Genomic DNA, 17,993 nt, shown 5'->3' on the forward strand with positions numbered 1-17,993 from the left:
GGACAGATGGATCCTAGGCACAAGGCCTAGGATGACGGTCGGGGCTGGAACGGACGACAGAGCCAGCCGCCCCTACCCCATCGCCTCGAGGATCTTCTTCACCTCCGGCTTCATGATCTTGCCGTTGGCGTTGCGCGGCAGGGTCTCGTGCCAGAAGGCCACCTTGACCGGCACTTTGAAGGCGGCCAGGCGGTCGGCGACGAAGGCGCGGAGTTCCTGTTCGGTGGCGTGGGCGCCGGGCTTCAACGTCACCACCGCCCCTGGCTCTTCGCCCAGGGTCTTGTGCGGGATGCCGACAAGCGCGGCATCCATCACCGCCGGGTGGTCGTAGAGGACGTTCTCGACCTCGATGCAGTAGATGTTCTCACCGCCCCGGATCAGCATGTCCTTGGCCCGGTCGATGATGTAGCAGAAGCCCTCTTCGTCGAGCCGCGCCAGATCGCCGGTCTTAACCCAGCCGTCGACGAAGGTCTGGGCCGTGGCCTCCGGCTTGTTCCAATAGCCCTTCACGACCTGCGGGCCCTTGCACCACAGCTCGCCGACCTCGCCGATCGGCAGCTCGCGGTCGCCCTCGACGCTCATGATCTTCAGGTCGGTGACGGCCACGGGCGGACCGCAGCTGGTCGGGCGGTGCTCGTAATCTTCGGCGCCGTGCTGGGTGGCGGTGGCGCTGGTCTCGGTCATGCCCCAGCCGTTGCCGGGGGCGGACTTGGGCCAGGTTTCCTTGATCTTTCGGACTAGTTCCGGGGCGCTGGGGGCGCCGCCGTAGGAGACGCTTTCCAGGCTGGAGAGGTCGTACTTCTCGCGCGCCGGATGCTCGATGAGCTGCCAGGCGATGGTCGGCACGCCGCCGGCGGCGGTGACCTTCTCCCGCTCGATCAGCTGCATGGCCAGTTCGGCGTCCCACTTGCGCATCATCACGATCTTGCCGCCGCCGAACATCACCGGGTTCAGCACGGCGAAGCAGCCCGTGGCGTGGAAGAAGGGGACGGAGATCATCATGGCCTTCTGCGGCGCGTCCGGATCAGGCGCGGGGGGCTGCTCGCCCCGGCGCAGGAAACTGCGGGCGGCGCTGCTGGCGGAGGACATGATGTTGGAGTTGATGTTGCGGTGGGTCGCCAGGGCGCCCTTCGGCTTCCCCGTGGTGCCCGAGGTATAGAAGATGGTGGCGTCGTCCTCCGGCTCCAGCGGTGTGTCCGGCAGGGCCAGGTCAGGCAGGTCCTTCCAGCTGTTCGGCTCGCCCAGTACGTCCTCGATCTTGGAGACGTAGGGGTGGGTGACCTCGTCGACCATGCGGCTGACGAAGACATGCTTCAGGTCCGGACAGTTGGGCAGGTGTTCAGCCAGGCGGTCGAACCGCTCGACGTCCATGATCGCCACCTTGGTGCCCGAGTCGGTCAGGCCGTACTCGAGCTCGGCGCCGGTCCACCAGGCGTTCAGCGGGGTGAGGATCGCCCCCAGGCTGAGGCCGGCATAGAAGGCCACCGGCCATTCGGGCAGGTTGCGCATGACGATGGCCACCCGGTCGCCCTTGCCGACGCCCTGGGCCTTGAGCGCCTGGGCGAAGGTCGCCACGGCGCGGTGGAAGGCCTCGAAGCTGACCCGCTCGTCCTCATGGACCAGGAAGATCTTCTCCCCGTGGGCGCGAGCGGCGACCAGGGTGTCGCGCAGGGTCGGCGGCACGTTCTTCCAGGTGCGGGTGGGAACACCCCGGATGACCACCTCCTCCATCTCGCAGGGGGCGCCCGGCGCGGTCAGCATTGCGTGGGCTTCAGCGATGGACATGGCGGGCCAGGTCGGGGCGGTCATGGTCTTCCTCCGAGGGTGCATGCGACTCCCGCGCTTCTGCGTCGCGGTCTTCCCTTGGGTAAAAGCACAGCGACCCGCCCGATGCAAACGCCCGTTTAAATGCTCAGGACACCGCCAGTCGCCCACCTAGAAAGTCGAGGAAGGCCCTCGCCTTTCGCGGCAGGGTGCGCCCGTGCCAGACGGCCCAGAGGCTGAGCGGCGGCCCGCTCCAGTCCGGCAAGACCCTCACCAGCCGCCCGGCCTCCAGATCCGCCGCCACCAGGAAGCCCGGCGCGAGGATGGCGCCCAGGCCGCTCCGCGCCAGGTCGGCCAGGACGTCGCCATTGGCCGTGCGCACGGCGGGATTGATCTCTACCTCGACCTTGGCCCGGCCATCGGTGAGCGGCCAGCGGGTGGGAAAGGCGGACGAGGTCAGGCTGATGGCCGGGAGGCCGGCAAGATCGCTCGGCGCGGTCGCCTGGAAGCCCGGCGCGGCGACCACCATCCGGGGATAGGATCCCAGGAACACCGCCGTCAGGCGGGAGTCCTCCAGCTCGCCGAGCCGCAGGGCCAGGTCGATGCCTTCGGCGACCAGGTCGACCCGGTCGTCGCGGGCCGCCAGATCGAGCCGCATCCGGGGATGAGCCCGCAGAAAGTCAGCGGCCAGCGGCGCCAGTTCGGCGCGGGTCAGGGCCACGGAGGCCGTGACCCGCAGCAGACCGGCCGGCTCCCGCTCCGCGCCGCGCACGGCCTGTTCCATCGCCTCGAACTCGGCGGCCACGGCGCGGGCATGGTCACAGACCTTCCGCCCGGCGTCGGTGAGCGCCAGGCTGCGGGTGGTGCGGTTGAGCAGCCGGCCCCCCAGTTCAGCCTCCAGCCCAGACACCGCCCGGCTGGCCGCCGACTGGGCGATACCCAGTTCCGCCGCCGCGCGGCTGAAGCTGCCGGTCTCGGCGACGCGGAGGAACAGGCGCAGGGCGGCGAGGCGATCCATGGATTATTGCTATCATGGCATGAATGATATGCCCAATGGCCGGATTATAGCTGCGGCCTCGGCAAGCTAGTCTTCCGGCATGGCTGATTTCCCGATCCACACCCGCGCGACGGCGCCCTTCGCTTCCAAGCCCTTCTTGGAGCAGGCGGAGACCAACCTCGGCTACGTCCCGGCGATCGCCGCCCAGATGGCGGAAAGCCCCCAACTGCTGGAGGGTTACGCCGCCCTCTCCGCCATCTTCGCCAAATCGAGTTTCACCCCGGCCGAGCAGCAGCTGGTCCTGTTGGCCGCCTCGGTCGAGCACGACAGCCACTACTGCACCCCGGCCCACACCCGCGCCGCCCGCAAGTCCGCCCTGCCGGAGGCCGACATCCGCGCCATCCGCGACCGCCGCCCTCTGATCGACGCACGGCTGGAGGCCCTGCGCGGCTTCACCGTGCGGATGATCCGCGAGCGCGGTTTCCTGTCCGACGCCGAGATGGCCGCCTTCTTCGCCGCCGGCTTCACCCGCGCCCAGGCGCTCGATGTGGTGCTGGCGATCGGGCTGAAGACGATGAGCAACTACGTCAACCACCTTGCGGAGACCCCCCTCGATCCGCCGCTCGAAGGCGACGCCGTCGAGCGTCGCGTCGCCTGAAAGGAGACCCCCATGAAACGCCTGATCCTCGCCCTCGCTGTGCTCGGAGCCCCGATGATGGTCGCCACCCCTGCCCTCGCCGCCAAGCCGCCGATCTACACGCCCGCCCTGAACAATGTGGCGGTCGGCGGCTATGATGCGGTGGCCTACTTCACCGTCGGCAAGCCGGTGCGCGGGACCGACGCCTTCAAGACCGAATGGCGCGGCGCCACCTGGAAGTTTTCCTCGGCCGCCAACCTGGGGAAGTTCACCGCCAACCCTACGGCCTATGCCCCGCAATACGGCGGCTACTGCGCCTGGGCGGTGGCCAATGGCTACACGGCCAAGGGCGATCCGCTGCAATGGAAGATCGTCGGCGGTAAGCTCTACCTGAACTATGACGCCGGCATTCAGGCCAAGTGGGTCAAGGACATCCCCGGCTTCATCACCAAGGGCAACGGCAACTGGCCCAAGGTGCTGAGCAAATGAGCCTGCCCCAAAAGATCTGGAAATACGTCCCCGACGCCATGGCGGTGTTCATGGCGGTCATCTTCCTCGACAGCCTACGGTACAAGTTCACCGACCATCCCAAGACGCAGGAGATTTTCGGACGCCTGGACGGCTGGGCTGGGTCGCTGGGCCTGCCCGGGCTGTTCGATCACACCGGGCTGTTCAGTCAGTATGTGATCGGCAGCATCGAGTTGCTGGCCTCGGCCCTGCTGATCGTCGGCCTGCATCCCCGCTTCAAGCCTCTCCAGGCCGGCGGCGCCCTGGCGGGTCTGCTGGTGATGACCGGGGCGGTCAGCTTCCACCTGTCCACGCCGCTCGGCATCGATCCGAATGGCGATGGAGCGGGCCTGTTCATTGCCGCCTGCGTGAACCTGGGCTTCGCCTTGATGCTGCTGGCCGGTTTCCGGCGGGCCGCCCTGATCGAGCTGACCCGCCGCGTCACCGGGGTGTTTTGGCCGAGCTAGGAAACGCCGGCCAGCCGCGCCAGGGCCGCCGCCAGCTTGGCCTTGGCGGCCTCGGCGTCGGCCAGCTTGCCGCGGTTCTCCTCGATCACCTCCTCCTTGGCCTTGGCCAGGAAGTCGGGATTGCCGAGCTTGCGGTTGACCCGCTCGATGTCGGCGTCGTGGCCGGCGATCTCCTTGGTCAGGCGAGCCTTTTCGGCGGCCAGGTCGATGAACTCCGCTACGGCCAGCGCGCCGGTCGCCTCGCCGATCACGAACGGAACCGAGCCGGTCGGGGCATCGCCCAGCTCGGCCGAGCCCAGGCGGGCCAGGGACAGAATCAGGTCGCGGTGACGGGCCAGGCGGTCGGAGGCCTCCGGACCGGCGCCGGCCAGGGTCAGCGGCACGCGGGCGCCAGGCGGGACGTTCATCTCCGCCCGCAGCGAGCGGATCTCGGTCACCAGGCCAACGACCCAGCCGATCTCCGCCTCGGCGGCGAGATCGACGAAGCTATCCGGATAGTCGGGCCAGTCCTGGACCATCAGGAACCCGTCGCGGGCCGGGCCTTCCTCCGTCGTCTTGTCCCACAGCTCCTCGGTAATGAAGGGCATGACCGGGTGCAGCATCAGCAGGCACTGGTCGAGCACCCAGGCGGTCATCGCCTGGACCTCGGCCTTGGCCGCGGCGTCCGACCCGTTGAGGATCGGCTTGGCCAACTCAAGGTACCAGTCGCAGAAGACGTTCCAGATGAAGCGGTAGAGGGCGCCCGCCGCCTCGTCGAAGGCGGCGGTCTCCAGCGCGGCGGTGACCTCCTTGGCGGTCTTGGCCGCTTCCCCCCGGATCCACTTGCTGAGCGTCTGCTCCACATTGGCCGGATCGAACCCGGCCACGCGGACGCAGCCGTTCATCTGGGCGAAGCGGGTGGCGTTCCACAGCTTCGTGCCGAAGTTGCGATAGCCCTCGATCCGCTGCCTGCTGAGCTTGATGTCCCGCGCCTGGCCTGACATGGCGGTCAGGGTGAAGCGCATGGCGTCGCAGCCGTACTCGTCGATCAGGTCCAGGGGATCGATAACGTTCCCCTTGGATTTGCTCATCTTCTGGCCCTTCTCGTCGCGGACCAGGGCGTTGATGACCACCCGCTCGAACGGAACCTCGCCGGTGAAATGCAGCCCCAGCATCATCATCCGGGCGACCCAGAAGAAGATGATGTCGAAGCCGGTGACCAGGGTGTGGGTCGGGTAGAAGCGCTCCAGGTCGGCGGTCTTCTCCGGCCAGCCCATGGTCGAGAAGGGCCACAAGCCCGACGAGAACCAAGTGTCGAGGACGTCCTCGTCCTGGGTCAGGATCTTGTTGCCAGCGGCGGCCTGGGCGGCTTCCTCGGTTTCCTCGACGTAGACGTTGCCCTCGGCGTCGTACCAGGCCGGAATGCGGTGGCCCCACCAGAGCTGGCGCGAGATGCACCAGGGCTGGATGTTCCGCATCCACTCGAAGTAGGTCTTTTCCCAGTTCTTGGGCGAGAAGACGGTCTTGCCGGTCTCGACCGCTTCGATGGCCGGCTTGGCCAGGGTCTCGGCGTCGACGTACCACTGGTCGGTCAGCCAGGGCTCGATGACCACGCCGGAACGGTCGCCGTGGGGGACCTGGTGGCGGGTCTTTTCGATGCCGCGCAGCAGTTCGAGCGCCTCGAACTGTTCGATGATCTTCTTGCGGGCGACGAAGCGGTCCAGGCCCTGGTAGTCGGTCGGAGCGTTCTCGTTGATCTTGCCGTAGGCGTCGAGAATGTTGATCGCCTCCAGCCCATGGCGCTTGCCGACCTGGAAGTCATTGAAATCGTGGGCGGGCGTGATCTTCACCGCGCCCGATCCCTTCTCCGGGTCGGCGTATTCGTCGGCGACAATCGGGATCAGCCGGCCGACGATGGGCAGGCGGACCCGCTTGCCGATCAGGGCCTTGTAGCGCTCGTCGTCCGGGTGAACCGCAACGGCCGTGTCGCCCAGCATGGTCTCCGGCCGGGTGGTGGCGACCACGATCTCGCCGGATCCGTCTTCCAACGGATAGGCGAAGTGCCAGTAGGCGCCGTCGACCTCCTTCTGCTCGACCTCGAGGTCGGAGATGGCGGTCTGGAAATGGGGATCCCAGTTGACCAGGCGCTTGTCGCGATAGATCAGCCCTTCCTTGTAGAGCTGGACGAAGACCTTGCGGACCGCCGCCGACAGGCCTGGATCCAGGGTGAACCGCTCGCGCGACCAGTCGCAGCTGGCGCCCAGGCGGCGCAGCTGGTTGACGATGGTCCCGCCGCTCTCGGCCTTCCATTCCCAGACCTTGTCGACGAAGGCATCGCGGCCCATGTCGCGCCGGCCCATGTTGCCACTTGCCGCCAGTTGACGCTCGACGACCATCTGGGTGGCGATGCCGGCGTGATCGGTGCCGGGGAGCCAAAGGGCGGCCTTGCCGCGCATCCGCTCGAATCGGATCAGCACGTCCTGCAGGGCATTGTTCAGGGCATGGCCGATGTGCAGGCTGCCGGTGACGTTCGGCGGCGGGATGACAATGCTGAACGGCTCGGCGTCCGGGTTATCGGTCGGCGCAAAGGCGCCCGAGGCTTCCCAGGCCGCGTAGAGACGCGGCTCGACGGTCTTGGGATCGAAGGTCTTCTCAAGCATGGCGGTGTCTTTGGTCGGTGTGATGCTCACTGGCAAGCGCCAGACGCGATTGAGGGCAGCCCGACGAACCGGTGCTGCCCCCATCCGGCCGCTCACGCGGCCACCTCCTCCCGGCGGGCGGGAGAAGGCTAAGTCTTATACTCGGCCGCGCTGCAGCTTCTCGACCGCCTCGGCGACCTTGGCTTCGGCGATGCGGGGCAGGTTCTCGTCCAGCCACTGCTTGAGCAGGGGTTTGAGCAGTTCACGGACGACGTCGTCCAGGCTGCGCCCCGGGGCCGGCATGGCCAGGGCGGCCTCCAGGCGACCGAAGGCGGAGGCCGTGGCGCTGGCGGCGGCGGCGCCGATCAGATCGTCGTCCTGGGCGGCCGGAGCCGAGTAGGTCGGCTGCGGCGGGGGAACGTAGGGCGCGGGCTCCGGCTCCGGCGCGGCGGCAAAGGCAGGCGTCGGTTCAGGCTCGGGAGCCCAGGCAGGCTCAGGAGCCGGCGGTTCGTAGACGTCGATGTCGCCGTGGGTTTCCAGCGGCGCAGCCGCCTCGATGGCGTCCGTCAGCTCGAGGACGTCCTCGTCCTCCGGCTCGACCGGCGCGGGCGAGAACGCCGGCTCGGGCGCGGCGGCCTGGGCCGGCGGCGCGTCATCCTCGGAGATGATCCGGCGGATGGAGGCCAGGATTTCCTCCATCGTCGGTTCCTGGGCGGTCTGTTCGGACATGTGCGGGGCCTGAGTCTGAGGGCGGAGCGAATCCGGAGACCCGACAAACCTAAGCTTACCGGCCGGTTCCTGCAAATAGAGCGGCTAAAGTCTTACCCTGACGTTGCCGCGCCGCAATATCACTTGTTCGCGGTCTTGACCGCTTCGTCCGGCGCGGGGCCGACGCGGGGCGCCAGCACGTTGTCCACCGCCCCCACGACAGGCTCCCACGGCACCCAGCCGAAGCTGCGGCTGACCTTCCGCGAAGAGGTCGCGGGGTCGTACAGCGTCTGGTCCGGGGTCAGCCAGCGGGCTTCCAGCTTGCCGATGGCGGCCAGGACGAAGGCGCTGGCCAGATATTCGTCTCGGCGGGCGTTGATCAGGGCCAGCTCGGCGGCGCGCAACTCCTGCTGGGCGTTCAGCACGTCCAGGGTCGTGCGCAGGCCGACCTGGGCCTCCTGGCGCACGCCTTCGAAGGCGATGCGGGCGGCGCGGACCTGTTCCTCGTTGGAGACCAGGGCGGCGCGGGCGTTCTGCAGCTGGTTCCAGGCCTGGGCGACGTCCTGCTGGGCGGCCCGGCGGGCGCCCTCGATGGCGGCCGCGTCGGCGTTGTTCTGCTCCTGGGCCTGGCGGATGGCCGAGGAGATCTGGCCGCCGGTGAACAGCGGCACCGACAGGGTGACACCACCGGAAACGCCGCGGTCGAAATCGTCGAACGGGTCGTTGGTCGGCGAGGAACCGGAGACGTCGAGCTGGCCGCGCAGGCCGATCGTCGGGCGGGTGGCGGCCTTGGCCTGGGCCACGCGAGCGCGGCTGGCCTGTTCGGCGTAGTTGGCGGCCAGCAGGCCGGGGTTGTTCTGCTCGGCCATCTCGAAGGCTTCCTCGATGGTCGAGGGCAGCAGTTCGGCCAGCGACGGCTCGGCTTCCAGGTCACCGGGGTTCTGGCCGACGACCGAGGCGTAGTTGGCGCGGCTGATGGCCAGCTGGGCGCGGGCGGCCGACTGCTGCGACTTGGCGGCGGCCAGGCGGGCCTCGGCCTGGGCCACGTCGGTGCGGGTGATTTCGCCGACCTCGAAGCGGGCCTTGGCCTCGTCCAGCTGGCGCTGGAGCACGGCGACGTTCTCGTCGGCGATGCGCAGGGCCTCGATGTCGCGGCGGACATCGACATAGAACTGGATCACCTGGCTGAGGACGTTGGCCTCGACGGTGCGCAGGTTCTGGCGGCCGGTCTCGACGTCAGCGCGGGCGGCGCTGATCTGCGACCTCACCCGCCCGCCGGTGTAGAGCGGCTGGTCCAGCACGATGCCGGCGCTGGTCGAGGAGCCGCGGCTGTCATCCCTGAAGCCGGTCAGGGCGTTGCCCTGCGGGGTGCCGAACCGGTCGTAGGCGATGTTGTAGCCGACCGAGGCGCTGACCTCCGGGCGGTAGCCGGCGCGGGCCTGGACCACCGATTCGTCGAGGGCGCGCAGGTTGGCCCGCTGCTCCCGCAGAGTCGGGTTGGTCTGGTAGGCCAGGGCGATCGCGTCGGCCAGCGACTCGGCGAAGGCCGGCCCGGCCGTGCCGACAATCAGTCCGGCGGTGCAGATGGCGGCCAACAGGCCGGCCCGGCGGCTCTTGAACATCTAAACTATCCCCAGAGGCGGCGACGCTCGCACGCCTCATATATGATCGCCTGTAAGTCCGACCACCAGACGCGGCCAGTTAAGCTTTTTTCACGCACGAACGTTGCCGCAGGATTACAGGGACGACGGGTTCACGCCAAAGTCGCGATCCGTCGCAGACTGCTAAAATGCAAAGGCAGGCTTGGGTCCGAAGCCCGGAAGCATCGGCGCGGCCGAATCAAACACCGACCGACCACCCACGCCGTCCTCGGAACGGACGTGCACGCTGGCCCGGCCGACAGGTCCTGCCCGCTCGACCACGCCCAACCGGCCGTGAAGCTTCAGGGCGTCGGTCCAGGCGGCGGGGACGGTGGAAACCGCGCCTTCGCTGACGACCAGGTCGTACTGGCCCGAAACGGCGCCCTCCCCTTCGATCGCTGTGACCTTCAGGCCCATGGCCTCCAGCACGGCGGCGGCATAGGGGGCAGCGATGGCCAGGGCGGTCTCGCCGGCCTTGGGCTCGAGCGCCTGCAGCAGCTTGGCGATGTCGCGCGGCCGCATCAGCCACAGGCCCGGCGCATACTCGACCTCGGTGTCGGCATAGGCGGCGTGCGCCTTGGCCGCGGGGACCAGCGACTCGCGGGCCACGGCGCGCAGGGCGTCCTGGATGTCGAGGTTGGTCACGTCGGCCGTCCGCACCTGGCTCTGGATCATGTTCTCGCGGGCGGCGGCGAAATCGGTGGCCATGGGATCCCCTGGCGAAACGGCCTGAATGTTCGGGCGCTTATAGGTCCGCCCTTAAGGGTAAGGCAATGCGGTGATGGTAGCTGTTGCCCCACGCGGCGCGCTGTAGTAGCGAACCGCCTCCCCGACGCACCGCCAGTGTCGGAGGAACGGACGGCCCGGTGGCGGAGTGGTTACGCAGAGGACTGCAAATCCTTGCACCCCGGTTCGATTCCGGGCCGGGCCTCCAACTCTTCCAATTCAAATAGCACAGCCAAAGGCTGCTAGGGCCTTCGGGCCGGGGCCAGGAATTCCCAGGCGACCGCAGCGCCGTCGAAGTCCAGCGTGGTTGCGCCCCGGAATTCGTCCAACCTGATTCCCCTGGCGGGAACCGCCTTGCCGGGCCAGCCGTGGCCCGCGCCCTGCATTTTCATCAGGGCAAGGCGGCCCCGGCCCCGGCAATCCGCCCAGTCCAGCCGCTCGGTGGTGACCCCGTCCCCCGGCGACTTGTCGGTCAGGGCCGCGCGGCTCGGCTCGCCGCTGCAGCCCAGCCGTGGCAGCAGCACCGCCAGGGTGCGGTCCAGCGAGATGACCGTCCCACGATCCTGGTTCAGGAAACCCGCGACGGGACCGCCTGCCAGAGGCACAAACTTGTCGTCCGTGCCGACCATCAACATGATCGGCAGAGGCTCAGGCATCCGGCAGGACTTTTCGAGCTCGGCCGGCAGCAGCGCGATGACCGCCACCACAGCGGCAAGCCGATCCGGTCGTTCACAAGCCAGGCGGAGCGCCATCATGCCGCCGTTGGACGCGCCGACGACATAGATCCGCCGGGGATCGGCCCTCCCCTCCGCGATCAGTTCATCCATTACCGCGACCAAGAAGCCGACGTCGTCCACCTCGCCGGAGCGCTCGGCCACGACGCCATCCTGGCGACCGTCGCGCCAGCCCCCGCCACGGCCCTCGGGATATACGGTCACCAGTCCGGCGTCCGTCCCGGCGGCCTCGAAGCCAAGCCGGCGCATGCGAGCAGCGTCTCCCCCACCCCCGTGCAGGATGAAGACCACCGGTCCGGGGCCGGATTTGGGGTCGGGATCAACGACCGAATAAGCTCGGGGCACCCCGTCGCGGACGACGGTCCGCCTGAGGTCCTCGGCCGCCGCCGGCGTGGTCAGGGCCGCCAATGCGGCGGCCAGAACTAGGAGGCGGACGGTCATGCGGGGCCTCATTTGGCAAGGGACGCGCATTGCGCCGACTTGCGGGCCGCCGCCGCCGCCGCGAACCGCTCGCGCGATGGGGCCAGATAGCGCAGCAGGGCCACGCCCCGGGTGCTGGGCGACACCACGACCTTGGCGTCGACCTTCGGCGGTGGCTGGCCCTCTTGCACCAGGACCACCCTGGCGCCGCCGGGCGGCATCTGCCGATCGTTGACGACATAGAAGTTGTCGGTGTTGGCCGCGAAGATCGACAGCGAGGCGTAGTCGTCCCAAGCCGGGGCGGTGATCAGCACCGGCCCTTTGGACAGGTCATAGACGCAGGACGAATAGGCCAGGTCCGGCGACGGCCGCACGATCTGTCGGGAGGCGGGCGAGGTGCGCGGGGCGTGGGTCCAGCGATTGGTCCGCGCGCCGTCGCCGCTGAGCCGGCCCATGGCCTTTTCCATGATCCGTGAGGGAGCGGCCACGACCACCGCCACATGGGTGACCGCCCCGATGACGAGGGCGGCGATAACCGGCCCGATCCAGGCTTTGGCGCGGCTCATTGCGACGTCTCCCTGCAACCCAGCAGACGAATGACCGGAAGGTCGACGCTCAGCGGATCGGCGATGACCGTCGGGGCGGGGTTGTACACCCGCAGGCTCAGGGCCATGCCGCCGGCCGCCTTGCTGGACACCCAGTTAGCGGCGCCCGCGCGCTCACGGCTGATACGGGCCTTCCAGGCGCCGTCCGGTCCCGCGACGATGGAGGTGGCGTCGATCGAAGGGGCGTCGTCGGCGTTGCGGGCCAGGAAGTCGTCCTCGGCATAGAGGGTGATCGACCACCATCGTGCGGGCAGTCCCTTGCCGGTCACCTCATAGTCGCAGGCCTCGCGCAGGGGCTGGCCATCCCGGTCGACCACGGCGTTGTAGTAGACCGTCTCCTGGGAGGAGAGGCCCAGGAGCCCGCGCCGGGCGACCACGGCGCGGACGTAGGGGTTGGCGGTGGTCGACCCGACGTCCAGGCTGGTCCGCCAGATACCGCCACGAGCGGTCGCGAAACTGGCCCCCGGAGAGGTCATCACCTTCTGAGCGGAATAGACGCCCACGACGAGGCCGGCGATGATCGCCAGTCCCCAGCGTAGGACCGAGCCCGTCCGGGATGTCGCAGAACGCGCCATCAGCGCACCCCGCTCTGCGGGGGCAGACGTTTCGGCACAGCCGGAGAGATAATAGGCGCCGGGTCGGCGAGCGCTCTTCCGAAATCCATGGCTTCCCCTCCATCTTCTTTCTTAGCCGCGTTCGCCGCGCGTCTTGGTGACACCTTGAAGTGTCATTTTGTGAGGGTCAAGATGACCGGCAAGGGCCCGTACTTTCGAACTGGGCAGGCAGGGAGGACGCGGCTGGTGACCCGGAGAGAGATGCTGCAGGCGGCGGGCGCGGCTGTTCTGGCCGCAGGCGCGGGGTCCGCCGCCAGGGCGGCCGAAAGATCCCTGTCGGGGCAGCTGGCCCAGGCGATCGTCGCGCTGAGGGGGACAACGCCGCCGCCCGAGGTAATCGAGCGGACCATCTGGACGGTCATCGACAATCTGGGCGCCATGATCTTCGCCGGCCGGACGCGGGAGGTTCAGCCCTACCTGGACCTGGCGACGAGCCGCACCGGCGCGCCCGCCGCCCGCATCGTCGGCACAGGCCGGACGGCGCCGGTCGAGGCGGCGGCCGGGGCCAATGCCTTCCTGATCCACGCCAACGAAGTGGATGATGGCGACCTGCGGTCGCAGTTGCGGGCCTCGGCGGTGATCATGTCGAGCGCCATGGCCATAGCAGAGGCGTTCGACGTTTCGGGGCCGGCCTTCCTGAAGGCCTGCGCGCTTGGCTACACGGTGCAGGGCCGGCTGGCCGCGCCGCTCGGTCCCACCCAGGGCCGGGGCTGGATGGCATCAGGCGTCTGGGGCCCGCCGGCGGCCGCGGCGATGGCGGCCGATATGCTGGGCCTGGACGCGGCGAAGATCACCTCCGCCATCGGGCTGGCCGGCGTCGCATCGGGCGGACCCTTCCAGTACTTCTATGACCAGACCGAGGAGAAGCGCCTGATCGTCGCCAGGGCCGCCAGGGCGGCGGTCGAATCGGCGCTGCTCGCCCGCGCGGGCGAGGTCGGTGCGTCGCAGATCCTCGAGGGCCCGGCCGGCCTCTATCGGCTGATCGGCGGACCGTCCGCGCCGATCCCCACCGCCGAGGCCCTGACCGCCGATCTTGCCCGGCTGGAGGGTCCACTGTTCATTCGACCGAAGTACTTCGCCGCCTCGCACTCGATCATCCCTACCTTGGATGGCATGGCCGAGGACACACCGGGGCTGAAGGCTGACCAGATCGAGAGCTTCCTGGTCCGCGGCGATGCGGGGTGGGCCAGGGTGCTGGCGGCCAAGGTGGACCGGTTCGAGGCTCCGGCCACCCGCATCGGGGCGATGATGAACTTCAGCTACGTCCTGGCCCTGGTTCTGGTCCGGGGGCGGGCGATGCCGGCTGATTTCGATGGTCCCCCCGATCCGGCGGCGATCGCCCTGGCCGGCAAGGGGCGGTTCGCCGTCGAGCCAGAACGGCGAGGCCTGCGGGTCGAGTTCCGGCTCAAAGATGGACGGCTGCTCACCGCCGAGGCCCGCTACCCAGGGCCGGACGAGCAGGCCCCGCCGGAGGAGGCGCGACGCCTGGCCAAGTTCCGCGCCCTCACCGCCGATCGCCTGGCGCCGGCAAATCAGGACAGGGTGATGCGGCACTGCCGGACACTGCCGGAGGCCGGGTCGATGCGGGCCTGGGCGGGCGAGCTTCAGTCGCTGCTGTCTGGCTGATCGGGCGCGGGACCGCCGAACACCGGCGGCAACGGCTCGAAGTTCGGCTGTCGAGGCCGCCGCGCCATGGCCCGGGCGACATCGCTGACCCAGCGAAGCCACTCACCGTCGCGCGCCGGATCGCCGCGCTCGATCCAGAAGGCGGTCGCCTCGATCAGAAAGCTGTTCACCCCCTCAACCAGGGCGTCGAAAAACAGCGGGTCGGAAGCCAAGGGGTGACCGAGCATCGTCAGCCGAGCACGGGTGGCCTGGTTGAGCACGTTTCGAATCTCGTCGCCGTAGCGCGCCAGCACCGGGTCGTGGGCCGCCAAGCGGAAGACCAGGAGGAAGGCCTTGGAGTCGACCCGCGCGGTGGCCAGCGTCCGCTCCATGGCCGGCTCCATCCCCGGCCAGGGCTGGTGCTCGAGGGCGACGAAGCGATCGACGACCCGCTGCAGGACGGCCTCGATCAGCGCCTCCTTGGTGTCGAAGTACCGGTAGAGGAGGATTTTCGCCGTCTTCAGCTCGCGGGCGATATCGTCCATGGTCGCCTGCCGCAGGCCGATGTCGACCAGGACATCGGCGGCGGCCCGCAGGATCTTTTCCCGGCGGCGCGCGCGCGCCTGGGGGCGGATTTTCTTCCCCGCGCTATTGTCTCTGACCTCTATCACCCGGGACCTCAGTCGGCCCGGTTCCGCCAGGCGCGCGGCGTCATACCCGTCTCGTCCTTGAACGCCCGATTGAACGGACCGAGCGAGGCGAAGCCGCAGTCGAAGGCGATCAGCAGGATCGACCGACCGGCCAGGGCCGGGTCGCGCAGCATCCGCTTGGCCCGCGCGATTCGATGGTGATTGATCAGGCGGTTGAAGTTGGCGAAGCCGAGGGCGGCGATGGCCTGGCTGACCCGGTATTCCGGCTCGCCCAGCCGGTCGGCGAGGTCGGCGACCTTCAGGTCCGGTGAATCGCAGAAGGATTCGTCCCGAAGCAGAGCTTCGATGCGTCGGCCGAGGCGATGGTGCTCGTCAGTGACCGATCGACGTCGCGCTTGTGGACTCGGCAGCGGACTGCGGAGCCGGAACCAGACCGCGCCGGCGGCGCCCGCCAGGCCGATGGCCGCACACAGCCGGTTGACGCCCGCCGCCTGTCCCGCCTCGACCATCAACAGGCTGGAGAAGACGACCAACAGGGCGAAGATGGTGAGGAAGGCGATGCGGAAGCGCTTTTCCGGCGCCGGCGCGGCGCGGAAGCCATGCAGTGGCTCGACGAAGGTAAGCAGCAGGGCGGCCGAGCCGCTGAGCGCATAGGCGTTGCCGGCCACCGATCCGACCGGCCCCTCCGCCAGGATCGAGACCCCGCCGGTCAGCCAGACGATGGCCGCCACCACCAGGGCCCAGCCGGCTTCGCGCTCAGCCGGGTCGAACAGGGCCCGCGTCAGCATCCAGGCCCAGCCGCAACTGGCCACGCCGCCGACGGCGAAGAGCGTCTTCAGCTCGCCCGAAACCGACTGTCCCAGGATGTAGGAGACGAACGAGACCGCCGTGATCGCCGCGCAGGTCTGAAGGCGCGTGGGCGGCCGCCAGTCGGCCGGACGGCGCAGGTCGGGGACCGTGGCGGTAAGCCTGAGCATGACGACTCCGTGGCGGCGGGACAACGCCGGGCCCACAGACTGCAGAATCTCTCGCCGAATTCCAAATCGGCGAGACCACCGAACACCCCTCCGACGACACAGGCCGGGCGGGCGCCGTTGCGCGCCGCTTCAGGAGGTTTCATGTCGAGCAGTCAATCGGCCCCGGCCCTCGGGCAGGTCGCATCCGAGCGGGCGCTTCGCTGGGCGGGCGTCGCCTGGTTCACCGTCGCGGCCATCGGCCAGGCGGCTTTCATCTATTTCATCCTGGCCTACTACGGCTCTCGCACCCTGTCGGGGCAGTATGAGCGCTGGAACGACAAGGGGCTGATCACCGGCCATGTCGCCGGGGACGTGGCGGGCAATACGGTCTTCGCCGTCCACGTGCTGCTGGCCTCGGTGGTGACCCTGGGCGGGCTGATGCAGCTGGTTCCGGCCCTGAGGCGTCGGTTCCCCAAGCTGCACCGATGGACCGGCCGCACCTTCCTGGTCATCGCCTGCTTCATGGCGCTCAGTGGGATCTGGCTGGCGGTGGTGCGTGGAACCTACCTGTCGGTGATCTCGGCCGTGGCGATCCTGATCAACGCCGGGCTGATCCTGGCCTTCGCCGCCCTGGCCTGGCGCGAGGCGCTCAAGCGGCGGTTCGATAGCCATCGGCTGTGGGCCATGCGCACCTTCATGGTGGTCAGCGGGGTCTGGTTCCTGCGGGTCGGCATCATGGGCTGGATCCTGCTCAATCGCGGACCGGTTGGCATGACCAGGACCATGTCCGGTCCGGCCGACGTGGTGCTGACCTTCGGCAGCTACCTGATCCCGCTGGCGGTGCTGGAGCTCTATTTCGCCGCCCAGAGAAGCCAGGGACCGGCGCTGAAACTGCTGGCCGCCGCCGTGCTGGCGGTCGCCACCCTGTTCACCGCCGCCGGCGTCTTCGGGACCATCACGCTGATGTGGTTGCCGGAGCTCTGACGATCCCCAGGCGCGTCCCGCAAAGCTCGATGGCGCCGTCGTCGACGGCCAGCCCGCGCGTCCTGGCCCGCGCCAGGATCGTGTCGGGATCGGCCGTGGCGACATCGAAGCCACGCAGCCCCTCCCCTCGCCCGTCGGAGACCGGGACGAAGCGAAGCTCTCCATCTTCCAGGGCAATGCGCCAGCCGTTCTCGTTTCGCGCCGGGAGGCCCAGGACCTGGCTCCAGCGGGCGGCCATGGCGGCCGGGTCCTCGGCCTGGAGTTCGGCCCCGACAATGGCAAGGTGGGCGTCCGCGCCGCCGCTGGAACGCCAGTCGGGCCCGCCCCATTCCCAGCGGTCCCACGGGTCCATCCAGTCGATGGACAGGATCGCCCCGCCCACATCGCGCGGGTGGAAATGGGTGGCGGCATAGCCGTCGCGGTCGATCTGCTCGACGATCCGCGCGCCGGCGGCCGTCGCCGTGGCGCGGGCGCCGGCCAGATCGCGGGTCTGCAGGATGACCATGTAGCCGCCATCCCCGCCGCGCTTGTCGATCAGGCGCCCGGCGGTCGTGCCCGGTTGCTGCGGCGAGACCACCTCCAGAAAGGTGCGGCCGACCGCGAACACCGCGTTGCGCAGGCCGTATTTGTGGACGCCTGGATCGTCATACGGCCGATCGACGCCGAGCACGGCGGCAATGTCGGCCGAGCAGGCGGCGAGATCCGCGCCGACCAGGGCGATCTGTCGAAGACGCATGGCTCCCTCCCGAGGTTTTGGGGATGAAGCGCCGCGCGCTCGCGGCTGGCAAGCGTCTAGAACAGCACCTTGCGCAGGAAGAAGCCGATCGTTCGGCCCTGCGGGTCGAGGAAGTCTGACTGGTAGTTCAGCGGCGGCGCGCCGGCGCTGCTGCGGACTTCCTGGCGGGTGTCGAACAGGTTCTGGATATTGATGCCGATCCGCGTGCCCTTCAGCACCGGGGCCTTGGCCAGCCAGGTCTTGCGCTGGTCGAAGTCGATGAAGAGGCCGACGTTGACCTTGGTCTGATCGCCGAAGGTCAGGTCCGGGTTGCCGGCCACGCCATCGACCTTGCGGCCGTCCTCCCAGCGGATGGTGACGTTGCCGCCGATGCCGTCCTTGAACACCCGCGATTCCAGTTCGACCTCCTGCTGCGACTGGGTGGCGGTCGAGCCGCTGAGGTTGTCGATCACCGGCAGGCCGGGCCGCACGATGATCTCGTCCGTGAACCGCCAGGTGTGGAAAAGCGACAGGCTGAAACGCCCCTGGCCGGGCCGGGGGCCGAAGCCCATGCCGCCGCCGCCCATACGCGGGCCGCCGCCACCGCCGGCGCGGGGGCCCGCGTATGGGCGGCGGCGGCATGGGC

17 protein-coding genes, 1 tRNA gene and 1 pseudogene are annotated in these 17,993 nt (G+C 69.0%); 6 read left to right on the top strand and 13 right to left on the bottom strand.

Going from position 1 to position 17,993, the window contains the following annotated elements:
• Nucleotides 1-72 precede the first annotated feature (72 nt).
• Together GVN21_RS15755 and GVN21_RS15760 are read right to left on the bottom strand one after the other, a co-directional pair.
• On the bottom strand, nt 73-1,809 hold the full coding sequence (locus GVN21_RS15755) for a class I adenylate-forming enzyme family protein (RefSeq protein ID WP_166575690.1): 1,737 nt from the start codon (nt 1,807-1,809) through the stop codon (nt 73-75).
• Between the two features lie 103 nt (nt 1,810-1,912).
• Nucleotides 1,913-2,782 (bottom strand): LysR family transcriptional regulator, encoded by an 870-nt coding sequence (locus tag GVN21_RS15760; protein WP_166575691.1) that lies wholly within the window; start codon nt 2,780-2,782, stop codon nt 1,913-1,915.
• Nucleotides 2,783-2,861: 79 nt separating this feature from the next.
• Here GVN21_RS15760 and GVN21_RS15765 point away from each other — a divergent pair, with 79 nt between their 5' ends.
• Genes GVN21_RS15765 through GVN21_RS15775 form a run of 3 tightly spaced genes read left to right on the top strand, consistent with a single transcriptional unit; the run spans nt 2,862 to nt 4,372 of the window.
• On the top strand, nt 2,862-3,419 hold the full coding sequence (locus tag GVN21_RS15765) for a carboxymuconolactone decarboxylase family protein (protein WP_166575692.1): 558 nt from the start codon (nt 2,862-2,864) through the stop codon (nt 3,417-3,419).
• 12 nt (nt 3,420-3,431) lie between these two features.
• Nucleotides 3,432-3,887 carry a YHS domain-containing (seleno)protein gene (locus GVN21_RS15770; RefSeq protein ID WP_166575693.1) on the top strand — a complete coding sequence of 152 codons (456 nt, stop codon included), beginning with the start codon at nt 3,432-3,434 and terminating at the stop codon, nt 3,885-3,887.
• Nucleotides 3,884-4,372 carry a DoxX family membrane protein gene (locus tag GVN21_RS15775; RefSeq protein ID WP_166575694.1) on the top strand — a complete coding sequence of 163 codons (489 nt, stop codon included), beginning with the start codon at nt 3,884-3,886 and terminating at the stop codon, nt 4,370-4,372. Before GVN21_RS15770 ends, GVN21_RS15775 begins: the two co-directional genes overlap by 4 nt.
• Here GVN21_RS15775 and GVN21_RS15780 read toward each other — a convergent pair.
• The 4 genes from GVN21_RS15780 to GVN21_RS15795 form a co-directional block, all read right to left on the bottom strand.
• Nucleotides 4,369-7,011: a valine--tRNA ligase gene (locus tag GVN21_RS15780; protein WP_166575695.1), complete on the bottom strand. Its 2,643-nt coding sequence runs from the start codon at nt 7,009-7,011 to the stop codon at nt 4,369-4,371. The two genes, GVN21_RS15775 and GVN21_RS15780, sit on opposite strands and share 4 nt — an antisense overlap.
• 135 nt (nt 7,012-7,146) lie before the next feature.
• Nucleotides 7,147-7,719: a DUF2497 domain-containing protein gene (locus GVN21_RS15785; protein WP_166575696.1), complete on the bottom strand. Its 573-nt coding sequence runs from the start codon at nt 7,717-7,719 to the stop codon at nt 7,147-7,149.
• A 119-nt stretch (nt 7,720-7,838) separates the two neighbouring features.
• Nucleotides 7,839-9,320, bottom strand: coding sequence for a TolC family outer membrane protein (locus GVN21_RS15790; RefSeq protein ID WP_166575697.1), 1,482 nt, complete (start codon nt 9,318-9,320; stop codon nt 7,839-7,841).
• Nucleotides 9,321-9,482: 162 nt separating this feature from the next.
• On the bottom strand, nt 9,483-10,046 hold the full coding sequence (locus GVN21_RS15795; RefSeq protein WP_166575698.1) for a protein-L-isoaspartate O-methyltransferase: 564 nt from the start codon (nt 10,044-10,046) through the stop codon (nt 9,483-9,485).
• 152 nt (nt 10,047-10,198) lie between these two features.
• Between GVN21_RS15795 and GVN21_RS15800 the strand changes: the two genes are divergently transcribed.
• Nucleotides 10,199-10,272 (top strand) — tRNA-Cys (locus GVN21_RS15800).
• A gap of 34 nt (nt 10,273-10,306) precedes the next feature.
• On the opposite strand, the gene GVN21_RS15805 is transcribed toward GVN21_RS15800, so the two are convergent.
• From GVN21_RS15805 to GVN21_RS15815, 3 genes are read right to left on the bottom strand one after another with little or no spacing between them, the layout of a single operon-like run.
• Nucleotides 10,307-11,239 (bottom strand): prolyl oligopeptidase family serine peptidase, encoded by a 933-nt coding sequence (locus tag GVN21_RS15805; protein WP_166575699.1) that lies wholly within the window; start codon nt 11,237-11,239, stop codon nt 10,307-10,309.
• Between the two features lie 8 nt (nt 11,240-11,247).
• Nucleotides 11,248-11,784 (bottom strand): DUF1254 domain-containing protein, encoded by a 537-nt coding sequence (locus GVN21_RS15810; protein WP_166575700.1) that lies wholly within the window; start codon nt 11,782-11,784, stop codon nt 11,248-11,250.
• Nucleotides 11,781-12,398: a DUF1214 domain-containing protein gene (locus tag GVN21_RS15815; RefSeq protein WP_166575701.1), complete on the bottom strand. Its 618-nt coding sequence runs from the start codon at nt 12,396-12,398 to the stop codon at nt 11,781-11,783. The genes GVN21_RS15810 and GVN21_RS15815 overlap by 4 nt, the downstream gene beginning before the upstream one ends.
• Before the next feature lie 225 nt (nt 12,399-12,623).
• On the opposite strand from GVN21_RS15815, the gene GVN21_RS15820 reads away from it, so the two are divergent.
• On the top strand, nt 12,624-14,063 hold the full coding sequence (locus GVN21_RS15820) for an MmgE/PrpD family protein (protein WP_166575702.1): 1,440 nt from the start codon (nt 12,624-12,626) through the stop codon (nt 14,061-14,063).
• Here the strand turns inward: GVN21_RS15820 and GVN21_RS15825 are convergent.
• Nucleotides 14,042-14,713 (bottom strand): TetR/AcrR family transcriptional regulator, encoded by a 672-nt coding sequence (locus GVN21_RS15825; RefSeq protein ID WP_166575703.1) that lies wholly within the window; start codon nt 14,711-14,713, stop codon nt 14,042-14,044. The genes GVN21_RS15820 and GVN21_RS15825 overlap by 22 nt on opposite strands.
• A gap of 8 nt (nt 14,714-14,721) precedes the next feature.
• Nucleotides 14,722-15,669 carry an AraC family transcriptional regulator gene (locus GVN21_RS15830; protein ID WP_166575704.1) on the bottom strand — a complete coding sequence of 316 codons (948 nt, stop codon included), beginning with the start codon at nt 15,667-15,669 and terminating at the stop codon, nt 14,722-14,724.
• A 141-nt stretch (nt 15,670-15,810) separates the two neighbouring features.
• Here GVN21_RS15830 and GVN21_RS15835 point away from each other — a divergent pair, with 141 nt between their 5' ends.
• The gene (locus GVN21_RS15835; RefSeq protein WP_166575705.1) at nt 15,811-16,632 is read left to right on the top strand and encodes a DUF2306 domain-containing protein; all 822 of its coding nucleotides are present in this window, start codon (nt 15,811-15,813) and stop codon (nt 16,630-16,632) included.
• Here GVN21_RS15835 and GVN21_RS15840 read toward each other — a convergent pair.
• A complete protein-coding gene (locus GVN21_RS15840) occupies nt 16,604-17,368 on the bottom strand; it encodes a VOC family protein (RefSeq protein WP_166575706.1) in 765 nt (254 codons plus the stop codon). The genes GVN21_RS15835 and GVN21_RS15840 overlap by 29 nt on opposite strands.
• Before the next feature lie 56 nt (nt 17,369-17,424).
• Nucleotides 17,425-17,993, bottom strand: a pseudogene (locus tag GVN21_RS15845) (TonB-dependent receptor); the annotation flags it as partial.

It is taken from the genome of Caulobacter sp. SLTY (assembly GCF_009905535.1).
Lineage (GTDB): Bacteria > Pseudomonadota > Alphaproteobacteria > Caulobacterales > Caulobacteraceae > Caulobacter.